16 protein-coding genes are annotated in these 20,768 nt (G+C 63.0%); 6 read left to right on the top strand and 10 right to left on the bottom strand.

Annotation, left to right across the window (positions count from 1 at the left end; all coding sequences use genetic code 11):
• Positions 1 to 58 precede the first annotated feature (58 nt).
• Together ACU0FH_RS03550 and fdhF are read right to left on the bottom strand one after the other, a co-directional pair.
• Positions 59 to 1,255 (bottom strand): Zn-dependent hydrolase, encoded by a 1,197-nt coding sequence (locus ACU0FH_RS03550; protein WP_446193377.1) that lies wholly within the window; start codon positions 1,253 to 1,255, stop codon positions 59 to 61.
• Between the two features lie 137 nt (positions 1,256 to 1,392).
• Positions 1,393 to 4,155, bottom strand: a complete 2,763-nt coding sequence (fdhF, locus tag ACU0FH_RS03545; protein WP_446193676.1) for a formate dehydrogenase subunit alpha — start codon at positions 4,153 to 4,155, stop codon at positions 1,393 to 1,395.
• 228 nt (positions 4,156 to 4,383) lie between these two features.
• On the opposite strand from fdhF, the gene ACU0FH_RS03540 reads away from it, so the two are divergent.
• Entirely contained in the window at positions 4,384 to 5,037 is a 654-nt protein-coding gene (locus ACU0FH_RS03540) for a histidine phosphatase family protein (RefSeq protein WP_446193376.1), read from the top strand.
• A gap of 31 nt (positions 5,038 to 5,068) precedes the next feature.
• Positions 5,069 to 5,683 (top strand): glutathione S-transferase family protein, encoded by a 615-nt coding sequence (locus ACU0FH_RS03535; RefSeq protein WP_446193375.1) that lies wholly within the window; start codon positions 5,069 to 5,071, stop codon positions 5,681 to 5,683.
• A gap of 143 nt (positions 5,684 to 5,826) precedes the next feature.
• On the opposite strand, the gene ACU0FH_RS03530 is transcribed toward ACU0FH_RS03535, so the two are convergent.
• The 4 genes from ACU0FH_RS03530 to ACU0FH_RS03515 all read right to left on the bottom strand — a co-directional run bounded on the left by ACU0FH_RS03530 (position 5,827) and on the right by ACU0FH_RS03515 (position 9,933).
• Positions 5,827 to 6,558 (bottom strand): SDR family NAD(P)-dependent oxidoreductase, encoded by a 732-nt coding sequence (locus tag ACU0FH_RS03530; RefSeq protein ID WP_446193374.1) that lies wholly within the window; start codon positions 6,556 to 6,558, stop codon positions 5,827 to 5,829.
• Positions 6,559 to 6,628: 70 nt separating this feature from the next.
• Positions 6,629 to 7,858, bottom strand: coding sequence for an MFS transporter (locus tag ACU0FH_RS03525; RefSeq protein ID WP_446193373.1), 1,230 nt, complete (start codon positions 7,856 to 7,858; stop codon positions 6,629 to 6,631).
• Entirely contained in the window at positions 7,855 to 8,622 is a 768-nt protein-coding gene (locus tag ACU0FH_RS03520) for a DUF1365 domain-containing protein (protein ID WP_446193372.1), read from the bottom strand. The genes ACU0FH_RS03525 and ACU0FH_RS03520 overlap by 4 nt, the downstream gene beginning before the upstream one ends.
• Before the next feature lie 12 nt (positions 8,623 to 8,634).
• Positions 8,635 to 9,933 (bottom strand): NAD(P)/FAD-dependent oxidoreductase, encoded by a 1,299-nt coding sequence (locus ACU0FH_RS03515; RefSeq protein ID WP_446193371.1) that lies wholly within the window; start codon positions 9,931 to 9,933, stop codon positions 8,635 to 8,637.
• Between the two features lie 343 nt (positions 9,934 to 10,276).
• Here ACU0FH_RS03515 and ACU0FH_RS03510 point away from each other — a divergent pair, with 343 nt between their 5' ends.
• Together ACU0FH_RS03510 and ACU0FH_RS03505 are read left to right on the top strand one after the other, a co-directional pair.
• The gene (locus tag ACU0FH_RS03510) at positions 10,277 to 10,789 is read left to right on the top strand and encodes a sigma-70 family RNA polymerase sigma factor (RefSeq protein WP_446193675.1); all 513 of its coding nucleotides are present in this window, start codon (positions 10,277 to 10,279) and stop codon (positions 10,787 to 10,789) included.
• A gap of 8 nt (positions 10,790 to 10,797) precedes the next feature.
• Positions 10,798 to 11,463 (top strand): ChrR family anti-sigma-E factor, encoded by a 666-nt coding sequence (locus tag ACU0FH_RS03505; RefSeq protein WP_446193370.1) that lies wholly within the window; start codon positions 10,798 to 10,800, stop codon positions 11,461 to 11,463.
• 3 nt (positions 11,464 to 11,466) lie between these two features.
• On the opposite strand, the gene ACU0FH_RS03500 is transcribed toward ACU0FH_RS03505, so the two are convergent.
• Together ACU0FH_RS03500 and mutL are read right to left on the bottom strand one after the other, a co-directional pair.
• Positions 11,467 to 12,699 (bottom strand): DNA recombination protein RmuC, encoded by a 1,233-nt coding sequence (locus ACU0FH_RS03500; RefSeq protein ID WP_446193369.1) that lies wholly within the window; start codon positions 12,697 to 12,699, stop codon positions 11,467 to 11,469.
• Positions 12,699 to 14,573: a DNA mismatch repair endonuclease MutL gene (gene mutL, locus ACU0FH_RS03495; protein ID WP_446193368.1), complete on the bottom strand. Its 1,875-nt coding sequence runs from the start codon at positions 14,571 to 14,573 to the stop codon at positions 12,699 to 12,701. Before mutL ends, ACU0FH_RS03500 begins: the two co-directional genes overlap by 1 nt.
• 130 nt (positions 14,574 to 14,703) lie before the next feature.
• On the opposite strand from mutL, the gene deoC reads away from it, so the two are divergent.
• Both deoC and ACU0FH_RS03485 read left to right on the top strand, forming a co-directional pair.
• Entirely contained in the window at positions 14,704 to 15,693 is a 990-nt protein-coding gene (gene deoC, locus ACU0FH_RS03490; protein ID WP_446193367.1) for a deoxyribose-phosphate aldolase, read from the top strand.
• Between the two features lie 48 nt (positions 15,694 to 15,741).
• The gene (locus ACU0FH_RS03485) at positions 15,742 to 18,075 is read left to right on the top strand and encodes an aldehyde dehydrogenase family protein (protein ID WP_446193366.1); all 2,334 of its coding nucleotides are present in this window, start codon (positions 15,742 to 15,744) and stop codon (positions 18,073 to 18,075) included.
• A 30-nt stretch (positions 18,076 to 18,105) separates the two neighbouring features.
• Here the strand turns inward: ACU0FH_RS03485 and ACU0FH_RS03480 are convergent, their stop codons facing one another.
• Together ACU0FH_RS03480 and ACU0FH_RS03475 are read right to left on the bottom strand one after the other, a co-directional pair.
• Positions 18,106 to 19,422 (bottom strand): M16 family metallopeptidase, encoded by a 1,317-nt coding sequence (locus ACU0FH_RS03480; protein WP_446193365.1) that lies wholly within the window; start codon positions 19,420 to 19,422, stop codon positions 18,106 to 18,108.
• Positions 19,419 to 20,762, bottom strand: a complete 1,344-nt coding sequence (locus ACU0FH_RS03475) for a M16 family metallopeptidase (RefSeq protein WP_446193364.1) — start codon at positions 20,760 to 20,762, stop codon at positions 19,419 to 19,421. The genes ACU0FH_RS03480 and ACU0FH_RS03475 overlap by 4 nt, the downstream gene beginning before the upstream one ends.
• Positions 20,763 to 20,768: the final 6 nt, after the last annotated feature.

Raw genomic sequence — 20,768 nt, 5'->3', positions numbered from 1 at the left:
CGGCGGTGTACAGGTTGTGCACAGGTGCTGCACCGGTGGTGCGCCCTCTACGCCGGGCCTATTGCTGCGCCGCCGCATGGGCGAGCACCTTCAGCCCGGCGACCAGATCGACCTCGGCGGTATCCTCGGCAAAGTCATGGCTGATGCCGTTGATCGAGGGCACGAAGAGCATCGCGACGGGCATCAGTTTCGAGACATTGGTGGCATCGTGCAGCGCGCCCGAGGGCATGTTGCGCCAGTTGCCGGGGGCCACGGTTTCTGCCCCTTTCGACAGGGCCGCACGCAGCGTTTCATCCATCTTTACCGGATCGAGGCCAAGCATGGGGCCGTAGGACAGCGTCATCCCACGCGCTTTCGCGATTTCCTCAGCGGTGTCGCGGATGATCTGTTCCATCCGGCCCAGCCGGTCGATTTCACCGTCGCGCCATTGCATGGAAAAGGTGACCTTGCCCGGGACAATAGAGGAGGCGTTCGGGTGCAGGCTCACATGGCCGATGGTCCAGACCGTCGACGGGGTGACCACGTTGCGGAAGCGGTCGTTGATCGCGGTGCTGAAGGCCGAAAGCGCCTGAAAGGCATCCTTGCGCAGATGTATCGGCGTGGTGCCCGCGTGGTTCTGCTGGCCTTCCATGGTGATGCGCATGTCGCGGATGCCCACGATATCGGTCACCACGCCGATCTGTTCGCCGCTGGTATCGAGTGTCGGGCCCTGCTCGATATGCATCTCGACAAAGCCGGTAAAGCGGGACGGGTCGACGAAATCACCCGCCAGATCGGCGAAGGCGGTGCGGGCCTCGGCAAAGGTCAGGCCGCCGTGATCGCTGAGCGTATCGGCCTTGTCGAGCGCAAGGTTGCCGGACCAGATGGCGCTGCCGGTGGTGACGCCGAACCGGCCTTCCTCATCCTCGAAGCTGACGACGGAAATCGGTGGGCCGCCTGCCTCGCGGCTGGCGCGGGCGACTTCGAGTGCGGCGATCACGCCCAGCGCCCCGTCGAGCCATCCGCCTTCAGGCTGGCTGTCGGAATGCGACCCCATCAGAAGCGAGGGACCCTCCGTCAGGCCAAATAGATTGCCCACCGGGTCGAAATGCGGCGTCAGCCCGGCGGCGCGCATCTGCTCGGCCAGCCATTTCCGGGCCTCGATGTCTGCCTCGGTATAGGCCGGGCGCACGACGCCTTTGCCGACGCCGGCGGCACCGATGCTGCGCAGGTGGTGAAGGTCTGCAAGGAAGCGGTCGGCATTGACGGGGATCATGGGAACTCCTTTGAGATGCGCCCCTCTCTGATAGGTTGGAAATGCGCATCTGTCGACCGCGCCGGCCCACCGCCACGACGAATGGTGCCCGGCCTGAATGGCAGAGCGCAATCGTCACAGGCAGAATGATGCGGCGTTTACTCCGCCGCCATCGTCTTCGCTGGTTCGACCTTGACCGCCGAGAACTTGAACTCGGGAATCTTGCCGTAAGGGTCGATGGCCGGGTTGGTCAGGATATTGGCCGCCGCTTCGACATAGGCGAAGGGCAGGAACACCATGTCCTCGGAAACCGCGCGGTCGGCGCGGGCCATGACCTCGATACTGCCGCGCCGCGTGGTCAGGCGCAGCATGCCACCCGGCGCGACGCCCAGACGGCGCAGGGTTTTCGGGTGCAGGGAACAGTTCGCTTCGGGTTCGACCGCGTCCAGAACCGAGGCGCGGCGGGTCATCGACCCGGTGTGCCAGTGTTCGAGCTGCCGCCCCGTCGTCAGGATCATCGGGTATTCCGCATCCGGCGCTTCATCGGGGGCGATCACATTGGCGGGGGTGAACTTTGCCCGGCGGCCTGCGCGCGGGAACCCATCGCCAAAGACGATCGCCTGCCCCGGATCCTCGGGCGAGAGCGACGGGTAGGTGACCGCGTTTTCGCGCTCCAGCCGCTCCCACGTGATATTGTCGAGGCTTTCCATGTTCAGCTTCATCTCGGCAAAGACCTCGGCGGGGCTGGTATAGGTCCAGCCCAGACCCAGACGTTTCGCCAGTTCTACCTCGATCCACCAGTCCTCGCGCGCCTCGCCCGGCGGAGAGACGGCGGCGCGGCCCATCTGCACCTGCCGGTTGGTATTTGTGACGGTGCCAGACTTTTCGGCGAAAGCACTGGCGGGCAGGATCACGTCCGCATAGTTCGCGGTTTCGGTGATAAAGATATCCTGAACCACGAGGTGATCGAGCTTGGCCAGCGCGGCGCGGGCATGATCCACATCCGGGTCGGACATGGCAGGGTTCTCGCCCAGAATATACATCGCCTTGATGTCACCCCCATGGATCGCATCCATGATCTCGGTGACGGTCAGCCCCTTTTCACTGGAAAAGTCACCCGAGCCCCAGACCTCGGTAAAGGCTCTGCGCACGCCATCGTTCGTCACATCCTTGTAATCGGGCATGAACATCGGGATCATCCCCGCATCCGAGGCGCCCTGCACGTTGTTCTGACCACGCAGCGGATGCAGCCCGGTGCCCGGGCGCCCGACCTGCCCGGTCATCAGCGCAAGCGAAATCAGGCAGCGGGAATTGTCGGTACCATGGATATGCTGGCTTACCCCCATGCCCCAGAAAATCATGCCGGCCCGCGCGCCTGCAAAGGTCCGCGCCACATCGCGCAGAACCTCTGGCTCGATCCCGCAGATCTCGCTCATCTTTTCCGGGGTGAACCCGCTCAGGTGGTCCTTTTCAGCCTCCCAGTTCTCGGTATAGGCCTCGATATACTGACGGTCATAAAGACCCTCTTCGACGATCACATGCATGATCGCGTTCAGCATCGACACATCCGCGCCGGGCCGGAATTGCAGCATATGCGAGGCAAACCGCTTGAGCGCTTGCCCGCGCGGGTCCATCACGATCAGCTTGCCGCCGCGCTTGGTGAACTGCTTGAAATAGGTCGCCGCAACAGGGTGGTTTTCAATCGGGTTGGCCCCGATCACAATGGCCACATCGGCATTCTCGATCTCGTTGAAGGTCGCCGTCACTGCCCCGCTGCCGACGTTCTCCATCAGCGCCGCAACGGAGGAAGCATGGCATAGCCGGGTGCAGTGGTCGACATTGTTATGGCCAAAGCCCTGACGGATGATCTTCTGGAACAGGTAGGCTTCCTCGTTGGTGCATTTGGCACTGCCGAACCCGGCCACTTCGCGGCCACGATCGCGCAGACCATTGGCTGCGAAATCCAGCGCCTCGTCCCAGCTTGCCTCACGGAAATGGGTCTGCCAGTTCGCCGGATCGACGTTCAGCCCCTTGGCGGGCGCATCCTCACGCCGGATCAGCGGCTTGGTCAGGCGGTGGTCGTGGTGGATATAGTCGAAACCGAACCGTCCCTTGACGCAGAGCCGCCCCTCGTTGGCGGGCCCGTCAATCCCGTCGACATATTTGATCCGGCCATCCTTGACCTTGAGCGAGACCTGACAGCCGACCCCGCAGAACGGGCAGACGCTGGCAACCTCGCTGTCGTAATCGGCGCTGTCGCCCTGCTGGTCGGCATCCAGCACGGAGGCCTCCATCAGCGCACCGGTCGGGCAGGCCTGCACGCATTCGCCGCAGGCCACGCAGGTCGAGGCGCCCATCGGGTCGGCCATATCGAAGGTCGGAAAGGTATCATGCCCGCGGCCCGACATGCCGATCACGTCATTGACCTGAACCTCGCGGCAGGCCCGCACACAAAGCCCGCACTGAATGCAGGCATCAAGGTTGACCCGCATCGCCACGTGGCTGTCATCCAACAGCGGAATGCGCTCTTTCTCCAGCTTGGGAAAGCGGCTTTCAGACACGCCATTCGCCTCGGCCATGTCCCAGAGATGCGCCGACCAGTCATGCGCCACCTCGCGCTCGGGCTGGTCGGCCAGCAGCATTTCAACCACCATCTTGCGGGCACTGGCCGCACGGGCGGAATCGGTGGTGACAACCATACCCTCGGCAGGTTCGCGGATGCAGGACGCCGCAAGCGTGCGCTCGCCCTCGATCTCGACCATGCAGGCGCGGCAGTTGCCATCGGGGCGATAGCCCGGCGCCGGCTTGTGGCAGAGATGCGGAATCACAAGGCCGCGCCCATTGGCGATTTCCCAGATCGTCAGACCCTGCTCGGCCTCGATCTCCTGACCGTCCAGCGTGAACCGCACCTTGTCCGACATGATGGCATCCTCCGTATTCTGCCGAGTATAGAGCATGGAATGCCCCCGCACAGAGGATCAATCCCGACATTGGTCTCTCGTTTTGCGTCCTCTGTTTCCCATCGGAACCCCGGTTTCTTGATGCAAACGCGACAAACCCGACGAAACCTGCACCCCAATACACGGCCAAGTCTTTCCACCCCGTCAACATGGGCCTATGACAAAGCGGTAAGATACAGGCTCAATATCATGTCCCACATTACCCTTGTCCGTCACGGCCAGGCCAATACCGAGGCCCGCGACGAAATCTCCTATGACCGGCTCAGCCCGCTCGGACACCAGCAGGCCGCATGGCTTGGCGAACACCTGCGCGATTCCGACCAGTTCCACCCAAGGCTTTATTGTGGCTCACTGGTCCGACACCGCGAAACCGCCGCCTCGATGGGGCTGGGCGACGACATCACCCAGGATCCGCGCCTGAACGAGCTGGAATATTTCACCCTGTCGCGCCTTCTTGAAGAACAGCACGGCATCGCCCCGCCAGCAGAACGCGAAGGTTTTGCCCAGCACATGCCCCGCGTCTTCACCGCATGGCAGAACGGTGAAATCACCGATCCGCCCGAAACCTTCACCGATTTCGAAACCCGGGTCCGATCAGCGATCGAAGAGATCGGCAAGGGCGACGGACCGGCGCTGGTGGTCACCTCCGGTGGGCTGATCGCGATGGTCATGCGGCTGATGATGGGGCTCGACATTCCGGCGATGGCAAGAATGGCCCTTGCGATCATGAACACGTCGATGCATCGTCTGCATCCAATCGGGGACCAGCTCAGCCCGGTGCTGTTCAACGCGGTGCCCCATCTCGACCACCCGAAGAGACATTTCGCCCAGACCCATATGTAACGACCCCATATGTAACGACCAGAGGACGCCCATGCAGCTGCATTACGCCAAGGGAACCATCGCCATCGCCGTCGCCATCGCCCTGTTCGACGCAGGCATCGATTTCGAACCGGTCGAGGTGGATTTCCCGAATGCAGCCCAGACCAAGCCCGCCTTCCACGCCATCAACCCCAAGGGCCGCGTCCCTGCGCTGGTCACAAGCCGGGGCGTCCTTACCGAAACCGGCGCCATCCTCGACTATATCGCGGCGCTGCACCCCCGTGCCGAGCTGATCCCCGGCGATCCCTTTCAGGCCGCCCGCATGCGCGAGCTGATGTATTACATCGCCTCGACCGTGCACGTGGCCCATGCCCACAAGATGCGCGGCCCGCGCTGGGCCACCAAACCCGCCTCTTTCAGGGACATGGCCGAAAAGGTGCAGGAAAACATGACCGCCTGTGCCGACCTGATCGAGACCCACTACCTGACCGGACCCTTCGTCCTCGGCGACAGGTTCAGCCTCGCCGATCCCTATCTCTTCACCGCCGCCTCCTGGTTCCCCAAGGACGGCGTCGACCTCGCCCAGTTCCCCGCGCTCACGCGGTTCATGTCGATGATGGAAACCCGCGACAGCGTCCAGCAGGCCCGTCAGCTCGGCATGATCTGACACCTCGCCAGTCTGCCCCCCCGACGGGTCTCGGTACCGCGCCGCCCTTTTCAGACGTCCTTTTTCCTCTTGCCTGAAATACTCCCGCCGGAGGCACCCCAACTTTCCCAAAGACACCGCCGGGTCGAAAACGCGCCCAGCGATCAGGAAAACAAGCGGTAATAAATCCCGTCCGGCAGGAACTGCGCCAGCCGCAGGACCGAGGATATCCCCTTGGGAAAACCCTTCTTGAACCCGTCCGAATTCATATGCTCGAACATGGCCCGTGCCGCATCTTCCGGTTCCATCAGCGAGGGCATGTGGAAATCGTTCTTGTCGGTCAGCCGGGTCTTGATGAAGCCGGGGTTGACCAGCTGCACCTCGACATTGGTGCGCCGCAGATCCGCATGCATGCATTCAGCCAGCGACATTACCCCGGCCTTGGACGCCGAATAGCCGATCGACCCGGGCAGACCGCGATAGCCCGACAGGGATCCGGTGATGACAATATGGCCCGCGTCCCGCGCCAGCATGCCCGGCACCACCGCGCCCATCACCCGCATCAGCCCGGTGAAATTCACGTCTGCCATGGCCACGCCCTTGTCGACGTCCCATTCTTTTGCCTTCATCGGCCAATACGCCCCGGCAAGGAACACGACCCCGTCGACGTCGCCCACGGCATCGACGGCGGCTGTGACGCTGTCCATGTCGGTCACATCGATGGTCTGGATCTCGGCCCGGCCCGGCAATTCCTCGGCCAGCGCCTCGAGCCGGTCGGCCGAACGTGCCGACAGCAAAAGTGACACCCCGACGCGGCTCAGCTGATGCGCGAGCGCCCGCCCCAGCCCTTCGCTTGCCCCGATCAACCAGTACCGTTTGCCTTGCCAGTCTTTCATCGTTCCTACCTTGGTTTGCCTCGGGTTCCGGCGCGGCAGCAGCAATGCGCGCGCCCTTCACTCAGGTATTTCACACCCGGCTCAGATCAAGGCGCGACAGCAGAAGCATCGCCACCAGTTTCAAAGCGCAGGGGACAGCCGCATAGGCGAGAGTCAAAAGCCAGAGCACCTCTTCGCCATTAACCTCACCGGGACGAAAGCCGCTGTCCTCCAGCACCGGCAACAGCGACACGGCGGCAAAGGCCAGCGTGAATTTGGTCATGAAGGACCAGAGCCCGAACCCCTCGCTTCCCGAGGGCGCGACCCGCGCCATGCGCCGCGCAAACAGCGCCGGCAAGAGCGTCATATCCGCGCCAAGTGTAAATCCGGTGACAATGCAGATGACGCCAAAGCCCAACACGTCCCCGGTACCCAGCGGCAGAACGCAGAGAAAAGCCACGACCGCCAGCGCCATGGCCGACAGCAGAACGCGCTTTTCCCCATGGCGCTCGGCCAATCGTCCCCAGACCGGCGCCGAAACCGCCGCCGCAAGAAAGAACAGCACCAAAAGCGGCCCCGCCGCATCAGGCGACCCCAGGCGGCTTTCGACGTAGAACAAAAACAGGGTCGAGGTGACCGCCACCGGTGCGGCATTCAGAAAGGCCACGACCAGCAGACGCCGCGCCAGCGCATCCCCCATCACCGGGCCGAAACCCACCGACAGGTTCACCGCCCCGCTCTCCCATTCCGGCCGCATCGCCAGCGCGGCTACCAGCGCCAGCACGGCGAATCCCAGCGCAAAACCGGTAAAGGGTGCGTCCATCCAGTAGCCGAGCATCACCGGCGCCACCGCCGCCACGCAGACCCCAAGCAAGGCACCGGTCTCGCGCCAGCGCGCGGTCTGCAGATGCCCATGCGTGCCAAGGGATCCGGCCTTGGTCACGCCCTGCGCATAGAAAACAATGGTCAGATAGCTGAAGGCCGAAAACACCAGCGCCAGCATGACCGCGAACCAGATCAGCGGCGCAAACAGCGGCTCAACGGCGAAAAGCCCCCACATCGACAGCGCCAAAACGCCGACGGCCAGCGCGACCGATAACGCACGCCAACGCCGCAGCCACCCGGCCAGCTGACCAAGCATCGGGTCCTGCACCACGTCGAGCATCCGCAAGAGAAACAGAATTCCCCCAAGGCTCGTCAGGCTGACCCCATAGGCATCCACATAGAACTTGGGCGCATGGATGTAGATCGGCAGACCCGCCGCCGACAGAAGGGCCGCAAAGATCGCATAGGCCCAGAGCCGATGCCCCGTATGCGTCATCCGCGCGAGGCCTCCCGCGCCGGCGCCTCCGGCCGGTCGCGGAAACGCGCACCCTTCCACCAGAGTTTCAGCGCCTGCCAGTGAATCAGCCCCATGACCCGCCGCGCGCCCAGCGGGCGGCGCAGCATCATGCGCAGGATCGACAGGTTGCCAAGCGGTTGCCGCGTCCCGGTCAGCGTCGCGATCACCCCGCCGTCGCCACCCTCACGGGCATAATCGATGCGGATGCCGATCCGCTCGGGCCGGATATCGAACTGGAACTTGTAGCCGCCCTCGACCGGCTGAAAGGGCGAGACATGCATCGCCTTCCGCGCCTCAAGCGTGTCGCCATGAACGATAGGCGACAGGTCGGGCTTGTGGCAGATATAGGAATGCCGGTCGCCATAGGTATTCGTCACCTCGGCAATGACCACATTCAACGCGTCGTTTTCGTCATTACACAGCCAGAAGCTCACCGGGTTGAACACGTAGCCAAGGCTGCGCGGCTGCGCCAAAAGCAGGATGCGTTTCGGCTGTGGCAATTGAAATTCCGCCAGAACCTCGCGCACCCATTTCGCGCCAGAGCCTTTACCGGGCGCGCCGCCATGATCGCTGTCTTTCAGCGTCAGCAGGTTGCGCCCCTTACGTGAAAACAGGCCCGGCCCAGAGACCTCGGCCTCGGCATCCAGCAACAGGTAGTCGATCGCGTAACGGAATCCGTTTTCGATCGCGCCCTTGCGACCGTGCCAGGTGTGGCCTTCGATATGTTCGACCATGCCAGTCAAGCAGGAACGCTCCTATTCCGCCGCAATGCGCATGGCGTTGATCTTGGTCAATCCCGCCACCACATCCATCGCGCTCGACAATCCATCCTCGTGGAACCCGTTCTTGACCCAGGCCCCGCAGAACCATGTATTGTTCGAGCCGTTCACCTTTTTAAGAGCTGCCTGAGCTTCCAGAGCGGCCGCATCGTAAACCGGATGGCGCAGTGTCACGCTGTCATAGATCAGGTCTTCGCGGATCGGACGCCGGGTGTTCAGCGTCACGAAATGCGGATCGTCTTTCGGGATAGGCTGAAGCGAATTCATCCAGTAGGTCAGATCGATATTGTCCGACGGGCAGCGCGCGCTTTCGCTATAGTTCCAGCTGGACCAGACCTTGCGCCGTTTTGGCATGACGCTGTCATCCGCGTGCAGGGTGATCTCGTTCGGCTGATAGGCCACCGCACCAAGGATCGCGGCTTCCTGCTGGGTCGGATCGGAAAGCAGGCGCAGGCTGTCATCCGAATGGGTTGCAAAGATCACCTCGTCAAAGACCTCCCATTCGCCGCCCCAAGCCTTGATCTCGACGCCGGCGGGATGCCGGCGCACGGACTGCACTGGCGTACCCGGGCGCAGGTCGACTCCTTTGCGGCGCATTCCGGCTTCAAGCCGCGACACATAGGCGACCGAGCCGCCCTGAACCGTGTACCACTGGTGCTGGCCGGAGGCGCTCAGCAGGTTGTGATTGTCGAAAAACCGCATCATCGCCCATGCCGGAAAATCAAGGATCTTGTCCTTGGGCGTCGACCAGATCGCACCCGAAAACGGCTCGAGGTAATAGGAACGGAACCACGGACCCATCTTGAGCACGTCGAGCAGGTCGCCGGCGCTCAGGCTGCGATCTTCCGACACTTCAAGCGCGGTGCTATTGAACCGGACGATATCGCGCACCATCCGCTGAAAAGCCGGTTTCAGGAAATTGCGGCGCTGGGCGTAAAGCGTGTCAAGCGTGGTCAGCGCATATTCCAGCGCGCCGTCGTTGATCGACACTCCAAAGCTCATCTTGCTTTTGGTGATCGGCACGTCCAGCTCTTCGAACAGGGAAACAAGGCGCGGGTAATTCACCTTGTTGAAAACGATGAACCCGGTATCGACCGGCTGATCGCCATTGCGCCCGGCCATCACCGTCCGGGCATGTCCACCCAATCGCGGTTCGGCCTCGAACAGCGTAACCGCATGGGACTTGGCCAGCTCATAGGCGGCACCCATCCCGGAAATTCCTGCACCGATTACGGCTACTCTCTTGGGTGCACCGGCACCAGTCTCAAACGGCATATTCAGTATTGCTCCAAAGCACTGCGTCATAGGGCTTACGACGCCCGGATGCATTTGGATGTAAAAGAAAGAAATTTTTGTTGATCAGGCACCTGCAAGCCACATGGCCCTTCGTCACAAAGGTGAAAAAAATTCTCTGCCCCGTGATCCAAACCTTCAAAAGCGGCGTAACAGGACTATGCTGAATGTACGAGAACATAATTCTGAAAGCAGCGCGCTGCGCGTGCCGGTCCCGATGCCGGCCTTCCGCGTGGTGCATCCGTTGTCTGTGGGAAACCGTGCATTGAAGAGGAAGAACGCCAGTTCTGCGCCAAAGACCGACCCCGAAGCGCCGGACTGGGTCATGCTGATCGCCCGCATCCGCGACCATCAGGACCGGGCGGCTTTCGCCCGCGTGTTCCAGCACTTTGCGCCAAGGGTCAAAGCGTTTCTCATGAAATCGGGGGCCGACGCCACGCTGGCAGAGGAATGCGCTCAGGACGTGATGACGACGCTCTGGCGCAAGGCGCATATGTTCGACCCCTCCCGCGCGTCCGTTGCGACATGGATTTTTACCATCGCACGGAACCGCCGGATCGACATACTGCGCCGCCAGCGCCGTCCGGAACCCGAAGAGCTCACTTGGGGCCCCGAAGCGGAACCGACACAGGAAGACGTCCTGTCCCTTCAGGAGGAAAGTGAAAAGCTGCGGCAGGCGATCACCGATCTGCCTGACGCACAGAAAGAACTGATCGAACGCGCCTATTTCGGCGATCTCTCGCATAGCGAGATTGCCGCCGAAACCGGCCTGCCGCTTGGCACGATCAAATCCCGTATTCGTCTGGCGCTGGATCGCTTGCGCCACGCCATGAAGTGATTGAAACCATGACAGACAAGATAAAACATCACCTGAGCGACGACCTCCTGATCGCCTATTCCGCCGGCCTTCTGAACGAGGCGTTTTCTCTGATGGTCGCCACCCATGTTTCGCTCTGCGACACCTGCCGGGCGCAGCTTGAATCTTTCGACGCGGTCGGCGGTGCCATCCTCGAAGGCAGCGGCCTGCCGGATGTGCCACAGGTCGCCATGTCCCCCGACGCAATCGAGGCGATTTTCGCCACCATCGACCTTGCCCCGGCGCAGGAAAGCCGTGCCGCCCGCCGCAAGGATGACGTTCTTCCCGCGCCGCTGCAGGATTACGTCGGCGGCGATCTGGCCGCAGTTAAATGGCGCCCGGTCGGGATGGGCGTCAAGCAGGCGATCCTGCCCACCGCAAAAGGGGCCACCGCGCGGCTGCTCTATATTCCTGCAGGCGCCGCCGTGCCGGATCACAGCCACAACGGAACCGAGCTAACCATGGTGCTCAAGGGCGCCTTTTCGGACGAATATGACAGTTTCGGTCCCGGCGACGTGGAAACCGCCGATCAGGATGTGACCCATACGCCGGTCGCGGATATTTCCGAGGATTGCATCTGCCTTGCCGTCACCGATGCGCCGCTGAAATTCAAGGGTATCATCCCCCGGATGCTTCAGCCGTTCCTGCGGATCTGAGCCTTAGCGGTCGAGCTGGCCCAGCGGCACGATATTGCCCGCGTCCTGCTCGACCTCTTCGAAATCGAAATTATCCAGACGTTGCGCCCGGCGACCGGCTTTTTCGGCGCTGATGCGGATTTCCGACACGTCCTTGGCCGCCTGTGCGAAATGGCGGTCAAGATTGCCGACCCGTTCTCCCAGCCGGTCCACATCCTTGTGCAGCAGGCCCAGTTCCCGGCGGATCGCGCCCGCCTGTTCGCGCATCCGCGCGTCCTTTAGGATTGCCCGCATCGTGTTGAGCGTGGCCATGCACGTGGTCGGGGATACGATCCAGACCCGCGCCGCAAAGCCTTCCCGTACCAGTTCCGCGAAATTCGCGTGCAGCTCGGCATAGACGGCCTCGGACGGGAGGAACATCAGCGCCCCGTCTGCGGTCTCACCTTCAAGGATGTATCGCTCGGATATCGCCTTGATGTGGTTGCGCACCGTATTCCGTAGTAATTGCTGCGCTTCCTTGACCTGCTGCGGGTTCTCGGCCCGCCGGAGTGCCTCATAAGCTTCCAGCGGGAACTTGCTGTCGATCACGATCGGTCCCGGCGGGTTCGGCAGGTGGATCAGGCAATCGGCCCGCCGCCCGTTCGACAGCGTTGCCTGCAAGCGATAGCTGTCAGCGGGCAGCGCCTTGGAGACAATATCGTTCAGCTGGATTTCGCCGAAGGCCCCGCGCGTCTGCTTGTTCGACAGGATATCCTGAAGGCTCAGCACATCGCCCGACAGCTTGGTGATATTGTCCTGCGCCTTGTCGATCGTCGCAAGCCGCTCCTGCAACTGCGTCAGTGACGTCGCCGTGCGCTTGGAATTGCCGTGCAGGCTTTCCTGCATCCGCTCCTGCATTTCCGCCAGCGACCGGGCCGAGCGCATTGCGTTCTCGGCCAACCGGTCGTTCATCTGCTGCTGGACCGAAGCCAGCCGGGCCTCCATCGTCTGGATCACCTGCGTCTGCGCATTGGCCTGCGTGTCCGACACCATCTGCAAACCACCGCGCAGCTGGTCCTGTCCCTGACCAAGCTGTTGCACCGATTGCCCCAGCGCCGCCATCTGGCGCGACAGCGGCACGACAGCCGCCGCCGCCCGGCCCGAGGCGCGGATCGCAAAGATCAGAAGCATCAGCAGCAGCAGCGCGAAGACCCCGGCGGCCAGCACGGCTGGGTCCTGTTGTTTCAGCGTGGCGATCACCGCGTCGAGGCTCTCCATCAGGTTCGCCCGAACAGCCGTTCGATATCCGCCAGCTTTAGTTCCACATAAGTCGGCCGACCATGGTTGCACTGTCCGGAATGGGGCGTCGCCTCCATCTCGCGCAGCAACGCGTTCATCTCTTCGGCGCGCATCCGGCGGCCCGAACGGATCGAACCATGGCAGGCCACGCGGCTCAGGATCGCCTCAATTTTCGCCTGCACCATCTGAGAGGAGCCGACATCGTCCAGCTCATCCAGAATGTCCTTCAACATCGCCTCGGCATTGACCTCGCCAAGGATCGCCGGGGTTTCACGCACGGCAACCGCACCGCCGCCAAAGGGTTCGATGGTCAGCCCCATCCGCGTCAGATCGTCGGCAATTTCCATCAGCCGCGCGCAATCGCCCTCGGACATTTCGACAATCTCGGGGATCAGCAACGCCTGGGCCGCAACGCCGTTTTCAGCCATCTGACGTTTCAGCTTTTCATAGACCAGACGTTCATGCGCCGCGTGCTGATCAACGATGACCATGCCGTTTTCGGTCTGGGCGATGATGTAGTTTTCATGCACCTGCCCACGCGCCGCGCCCAGCGGACGCGCCTCGATCGGCTCTTCGGTCTCCACCGGTTCAGGCTCGACCACCCGCGCGCTGTAGCTTTCGCGCAGATCAGCGAAACCCCGTTCCGGTGCCGGAGCTGGAGCCGGGGCCTGCGCCGCATAGGACGCCCCGCGCGCCCCAAGCGAGGGCCTGTCCATCTGGTAGATGCGCGCGCCTCCGTTGGCAGGGGCCGGTTCGGGACGCATCGCGCCCAAAGTTGCCGAGGCGACAGTCGAGGACGCTCGATGCCCGGCATTCGCCAGCGCATGGCGCAGACCCGAAACGATCAGCCCCCGCGCCAGACCGGGATCGCGGAAACGTACCTCGGATTTCGCCGGGTGCACGTTCACATCGACCAGCATCGGATCGCAATCGATGAACAGCGCCGCCGCCGGGTGACGGTCGCGGCTGAGGAAATCGAAATAGGCCGCCCGCAGTGCACCGTAGAGCATTTTGTCGCGCACTGGACGGCCATTGACGAAAAGGAACTGCGCCACCGCCGCGCCGCGCGAATAGGTGGGCAGCGCAGCATAGCCGAACAGCCGCAGCCCCTCGCGCTCCGCGTCGATTTTCAGAGCGTTCTCGGCGAATTCCCGGCCCAGAACCCCGGCAAGCCGCCCCTGCAGCGCATCGAACAGATCGCCCGTCTCGGCATCCGAGCGAAACAGGCTGCGCCCCTCCTTGCCATCCGAAACCTCGTTCAGGTTGATGCTGATCGCCGGTTCGGCCATCGCGAGCCGCTTGATCACATCGGTGATCGCCTGCGTCTCGGCGCGGTCGGTGCGCATGAACTTCAGACGGGCGGGCGTGGCATAGAACAGGTCGCGCAGCTCGACCACGGTGCCCGCGCGCAGCGCGGCGGGCTTCACCGGCTCCATCCGGTTGCCGGATACGCGGATCGTCGCGGCCTCGTGGCCCGACGCGCGCGAGGTGATCGACAGCCGCCCGACCGCCCCCAGCGAGGGCAGCGCCTCGCCCCGGAAGCCAAAGGTGTGGATGTTCAACAAGTCCGAGCCGTCGATTTTCGAGGTCGCGTGCCGGGCCAGCGCCAGCGGCAGATCATCGGGCGCGATACCGCAGCCGTCATCGGTCACCCGGATCAGCGTCTTACCGCCATCGGCGATATCGACGGTGATGCGCCGCGCCCCCGCGTCGACCGCGTTTTCCACCAGTTCCTTGACGGCAGAGGCGGGGCGCTCCACAACCTCACCAGCGGCGATACGATTGATCGCGCTTTCGTCGAGCTGGCGGATGACCGGGCGAATCTCGCTGATATTGGGGTTCGTGCTTTGCATACCACCACACCTAGCATGGCGACCCGCGATTCTAAAAGAATCTTCCTGCGCAAAATCCCGCCTCTCCGACTGCTTGCCAAGGGGTCGGGCACATGCGACTCTCAGCCAAGCAATTAGCCGAGAGCCATCGATGCAAACCAAAGAGATGCAGAGCACCGCGCATCTGCCGCAACTCGCCGAAAAACGCAATCCCGGCATGGCACTCGACATGGACTGGGTGCGGGCCGCGCAGGCCAATACATCGGCCATCGAACGGCGCGCCGCGACGCTGCCGGGGCGACGGTCGGTCAAGAAGGACTATCAGGCCGCGTGGCTGCTCAAGGCGATCACCTGCATCGACCTGACGACGCTGGCGGGCGATGACACCGCGGAACGGGTGCGCAGGCTTTGTGCCAAGGCGCGCCAGCCGGTCGCGCCCGCGCTGCTCGAGGCGATGGACATGGACCCGATCACGGTGGGCGCGGTCTGCGTTTATCACGATATGGTGGAAACCGCGGTCGAGGCGCTGCACGGCACCGGCATCCCGGTCGCCGCTGTCAGCACCGGGTTCCCCGCCGGTCTGTCGCCCTTTCACCTGCGTGTTGCCGAGATCGGCGAAAGCGTCAAAGCCGGGGCCGCCGAGATCGACATCGTGATTTCGCGCCGCCATGTGCTTTCGGGCGACTGGCAGGCGCTTTATGACGAAATGCGCGCCTTTCGCGAGAGCTGCGGCGATGCCCATGTGAAAGCGATTCTTGCCACGGGCGAGCTGGGTTCCTTGCGCAATGTCACCCGCGCCTCGCTGGTCTGCATGATGGCGGGGGCGGATTTCATCAAAACCTCGACCGGCAAGGAAAGCGTCAACGCCACCCTGCCGGTGTCGCTGGTGATGATCCGCGCGATCCGCGACTATCAGGAGCGCACGGGCGTTAAGGTGGGCTACAAACCGGCGGGAGGGATCTCCAAGGCCAAGGATGCGCTGGTCTACCTGTCGTTGATCAAGGAAGAGCTGGGCGACGACTGGCTGGATCCGCACCTGTTCCGCTTTGGCGCCTCCTCGCTATTGGGCGATATCGAGCGGCAGCTGGAGCACTATGTGAGCGGCGCCTATTCCGCCGGGTATCGCCATGCGATGGGCTGACGCCTGGGGCAGAGGTCGGAATTTCCGTATTTGGGACGAGAAGAAGCCATGAGCGTTAAAGAAAGATTCGAGCGTATGGATTACGGCCCCGCGCCGGAAAGCGCCGCCGAGGCATTGGCCTGGCTGGTGGATCAGGGTGACCGGTTCGGCCATTTCATCGATGGCGCGTTTACCGCGCCCGGAGCCGGGTTCGAGAGCCGCAACCCGGCCAATGGCGAGGTTCTCGCCACGATCAGCCAGGCCACGCAAGGCGACGTCGATACGGCAGTGGCAGCGGCGCGCAAGGCACAGCTCGGCTGGGAGAAGATAGGCGGTCCGGGGCGGGCGCGGTATCTTTATGCGCTGGCGCGGCTGTTGCAAAAACATGCGCGGCTGTTCGCGGTACTGGAGACGCTGGACAACGGCAAACCGATCCGGGAATCGCGCGATATCGACCTGCCGCTGGTGCAGCGGCATTTCTATTACCACGCGGGCATGGCGCAGCTGATGGAAGAGGCGCTGCCCGGTCGCGCCGCCCTTGGGGTCTGCGGGCAGATCGTTCCGTGGAACTTCCCGCTTTTGATGCTGGCGTGGAAGGTCGCGCCCGCGCTGGCGATGGGCAACACGGTGGTATTGAAACCGGCGGAATATACTTCGCTTACCGCGCTGTTGTTTGCCGATATCTGCCGTCAGGCCGGGCTGCCCAAGGGTGTGGTGAATATCGTGACCGGCGATGGCGGTGTGGGCGAGATGATCGTGCGCTCGGACGTGGACAAGATCGCCTTTACCGGTTCGACCGCCGTGGGGCGGCGCATTCGCGAGGTTACCGCCGGGTCGGGCAAGGCGCTGACGCTCGAGCTGGGCGGCAAGAGCCCCTATATCGTGTTCGACGACGCCGATCTCGACAGCGCGGTCGAAGGGCTGGTCGATGCGATCTGGTTCAATCAGGGGCAGGTCTGCTGTGCCGGATCGCGGCTGCTGGTGCAGGAGAGCGTCGCCGGGCGGTTTTATGAAAAGCTGCGCGCGCGGATGGAAAAGCTGCGCATTGGCGATCCGCTGGACAAGTCCATCGACGTCGGAGCGCTGGTCGATCCGGTGCAGCTGCACCGGGTGCGCGACATGGTGGCCGCGAATACGGCGGGCGAGGTGTTTCAGGCCGGCGACGTGCCGGAGAACGGGTGCTATTACCCGCCAACGCTTATCACCGGGCTGGCCCCGTCGGACCCGCTGATGCAGGAAGAGATTTTCGGCCCGGTTCTGGCCGCCTGCACCTTTCGGACGCCGGATGAGGCCGTGCAGCTGGCCAATAACACACGCTATGGTCTGGCCGCGACACTCTGGAGCGAGAACCTGAACCTTGCGCTGGACATCGCGCCGAAACTGGCCGCCGGGGTGCTCTGGGTCAATGCCACCAACCTGTTCGACGCTGCCGCCGGATTCGGCGGCGTGCGCGAAAGCGGCTTTGGTCGCGAAGGGGGCTGGGAGGGGCTTGCGGCCTACACGAAATCCATAAGCAAGGTTTCGGCGCTGAAACATGTGACGCCATTCGAGGGCGAAGGCGGGCTGGGTGAGGAACTGGACCGCACCGCTAAGATGTATATCGGCGGCAAGCAGGCGCGACCCGATTCCGGCTATTCCCGGGCGGTACGCAACCGGTCGGGCAAGCTGCTCGGCCATGTGGGTCAGGGCAGCCGCAAGGACGTGCGCAACGCGGTCGAGGCCGCTGCCGGGGCGGCCGGATGGGCAAAGACCACGGGCCATCTGCGGGCGCAGATCCTCTATTACATCGCCGAGAACCTGTCGGCGCGTGCCGCGGAATTCGCCGCCCGCATTGACGCGATGATGCCGGGACGCCGTGGCGAGAAGGAAGTCGAGGCCTCGATCCAGCGGCTGTTCACCTATGCGGCATGGGCCGACAAGTATGACGGGCAGGTGCACGGGGTGCCGATCCGGGGCGTGGCGCTGGCGATGAAGCAACCGGTGGGCCTGATCGGCGCGCTTTGCCCGGACGAGTCACCCTTGCTCGGCCTTGTTTCGGTGATGGCCCCGGCGATTGCGATGGGCAACCGTGTTGTACTGGCCGCGAGCGAACCTTACCCGCTGGCCGCGACCGATTTCTACCAGATACTCGATACTTCGGACGTGCCGGGCGGCGTGGTCAATATCCTCACCGGTGCGCATGAGGATCTGGCAGCCCCGATGGCGGCGCATCTGAACCTTGACGCGGTCTGGAGTTTTTCGTCATCCGATCTCTCGGCGGTTATCGAAAAGGCGAGCGCCGGCAATCTCAAGCGTACGTGGGTGAATGACGGCAAAGCGCGTGACTGGTACGCGAACGACAGCGCCGAATGGCTTGCGCAATCCACCGAGGTCCAGAATATCTGGGTGCCCTACGGCGAATAAGGTCGGGGGCCATTTCGGCCCCCGCCGACGTCAGTTGCCGGCGGTCGCTTCCATACCCTCGGGCTTGCCGACAACCACCACATGCAGGTTCTCGGGGTCGAGGAACTCGCGCGCCACGCGGTTCACGTCGTCAAGCGTCACCGCTTCCATCTTGGCATTGCGGGTCGTGACATAGTCGATGGGCAAACCGTTCACCTGCATACTCACGAGGATGCTGGCGATCTGGCCATTGCCGTCGAATTGCAGCGGGTAAGCGCCGGTCAGATAGGTCTTGGCGTCGTCCAGTTCCTTCTGGGTCACGCCTTTTTCCTTCAGCTTGGTCCATTCGTCGCGGATCACCTGCACCGCCTCGGCGATGCGGTCATTCGACGACGACACGCGGCCCACATAGATCGGCCCCCATGTCTTGGGCGAAAGGTAGGAATAGACGCCATAGGTCAGACCGCGCTTTTCGCGCACCTCGGTCATCAGCCGGGATTCGAAACCGCCTGCGCCAAGGATCTGGTTCATCACATAGGCGGCAAAGAAATCGTCATCCTCGCGCGCCATGCCGGTCTGGCCAAAGACCGCAACCGACTGCGGCGTATCGAAATCGATCACCGTATTCCCGCCCTCAATGGCGACATCCGCAGGGCCGGGCATCGGCGCACCGGTTTCCGGCAGATCGCCAACAAGCTCGTCCAGCAGCGCCGACAGTTCCTCGGGGGTGATATCCCCGACCGCCGAAACATAGATCCGGTCCAGCGCAAAGACATTGTCAAAAGCGGTCTGAATATCCTCGCGGGTCAGCGCCGTGACCGTTTCGATTGTTCCGTCGCCGGAAGAGCCATAGGGGTGGTTGCCAAAGGCGATCTCGGAAAAGGCGTTCCCGGCGATGGTGTTGGGATCTTTCGCGTCTGACATCAGCCCGGAAATGACCTGAGCCCGCACCCGTTCCAGCGCATCCTCGTCGAAACGCGGCTCCATCAGCGTGGTGCGCAGCAGGGCAAGCGCCTCGTCGCGGTTCTCGCTCAGGAACTTGGCCGAGACGGATACGGAATCGTCGCTTGCGCCATAGCCGAAAGAGGCGGCGAGCTCTTCCTTGCGGCGGGCAAACTCACGCGCATCCAGATCGCCCGCGCCCTCTTCGAGCAGGGCCGCCATCAGGTTCGTCGCGCCGCGCTTGCCGGGTTCATCCAGCGAGGTACCACCGCGAAAGCGCAGCTCAAGCGCGGTGAAAGGAATTGAATGTTCCTCAACCAGCCAGGCGGTGATGCCTTTTTCCGAGGTGACTTTCTGAATGTCGATCTCGGCCCATGCGGGGACGGCGACGATCAGCAGGATCAGCGAGACAAAAAGACGTTTCATTGGGTCACCTCCGTATCCCGCATCAACCATCCGGTGACCGAGGATTCTTCGCGGAACAGGTCGCGCGCGGCCTGCATGATGTCATCCGCCGTCACCGCCTGAAGCACATCGGGCCAGTCCTGCACGTCCTGCACCGTCAGCCCGATGGCAAGGGCGCTACCGTAGCGCTGGCCGATCCCATCCACGTTATCGCGGGCATAGATCTGCGACGCGCGCAGCTGCATCTTGATCCGCTCAAGCTGCTCCATATCGACGCCGCGCTCCATGAAGGCGGCGAGAGCCTCGTCGAGAGCCGCCTCGGCCTCGCTCAGGCTGACCCCGTCGCTGGGCACGACGATCATGTCGAATGTTGTCTTGTCGAGCGACTTGCCATTGTAGAACGCCCCGGTCCAGACCGCTGTAGGGTTATCGAACTGCAGTTTTTCGGCAAGGAAGGACGTCGTCCCCCCGCCCAGCATCTCGGCCAGCACGGTCAGCGCGGCGGCGCGTTCCTGATCGCCCGGGTCACGTTCCGGCGCAAGGTACGAGCGCGAGACATAGGGCTGCGCAACCCGCGCATCCTTGTAGGTGAGCCGACGCGCGGCGGTCTGCGGTGGTTCGGTCGTTCGGATACGCTCCGGCAGGTCAGGGTTCGCCGGGATCACGCCATAGTATTTCTTGGCCAGCGCCAGCACCTCTTCGGGCACCACGTCGCCCGAGACCACGAGGATCGCGTTATTGGGCGAGTAATAGGTGCCATAAAAGGACAGCGCGTCCTCCAGCGACAGGGTCTCCATCTCGTGCCGCCAGCCGATCACCGGCGTGCCGTAGCGATGGTTCAGAAACTGCGCCGCGTTCATCTGCTCGGCAAAAAGCGAGCGCGAGTTGTTGTCAGTCCGCTGGTTGCGTTCCTCAAGGATCACGTCACGCTCGGTCAGGATGTCGCTCTCGCTCAGGCGGAGGTTCTTCATCCGGTCCGATTCCATCTCCATCATCAGCTCAAGCCGGTCGGCGGCGACGCGCTGGTAATAGGCGGTGTAATCATAGCTGGTAAACGCGTTGTCCTCGCCGCCATTGGCCGCGACAACCTCGGAAAATTCGCCCGATTCCAGATTGTCCGTCGCCTTGAACAGCAGGTGCTCAAGAAAATGCGCCACGCCGGACACGCCCCGCGTTTCATCGGCGGAACCGGCCCGGTACCAGACCATCTGCTGCACCACGGGAGCGCGGTGATCCTCGACCACGACGACTTCCATGCCGTTATCAAGGGTATAGGTCGTAACCGGCTCTTCGGCGGTTTCGCCAAAGGCAGGGGCAACCAGCGCAAAGACAGCAGCCAGTGGCGCGAGATGTCGCAACATGTTCGG

The sequence above is a fragment of the Heliomarina sp. genome (genome assembly GCF_052826185.1).
The sequence above is the reverse complement of the archived record's forward strand: the minus strand, read 5'-3'. Positions and strand labels throughout refer to the sequence as shown.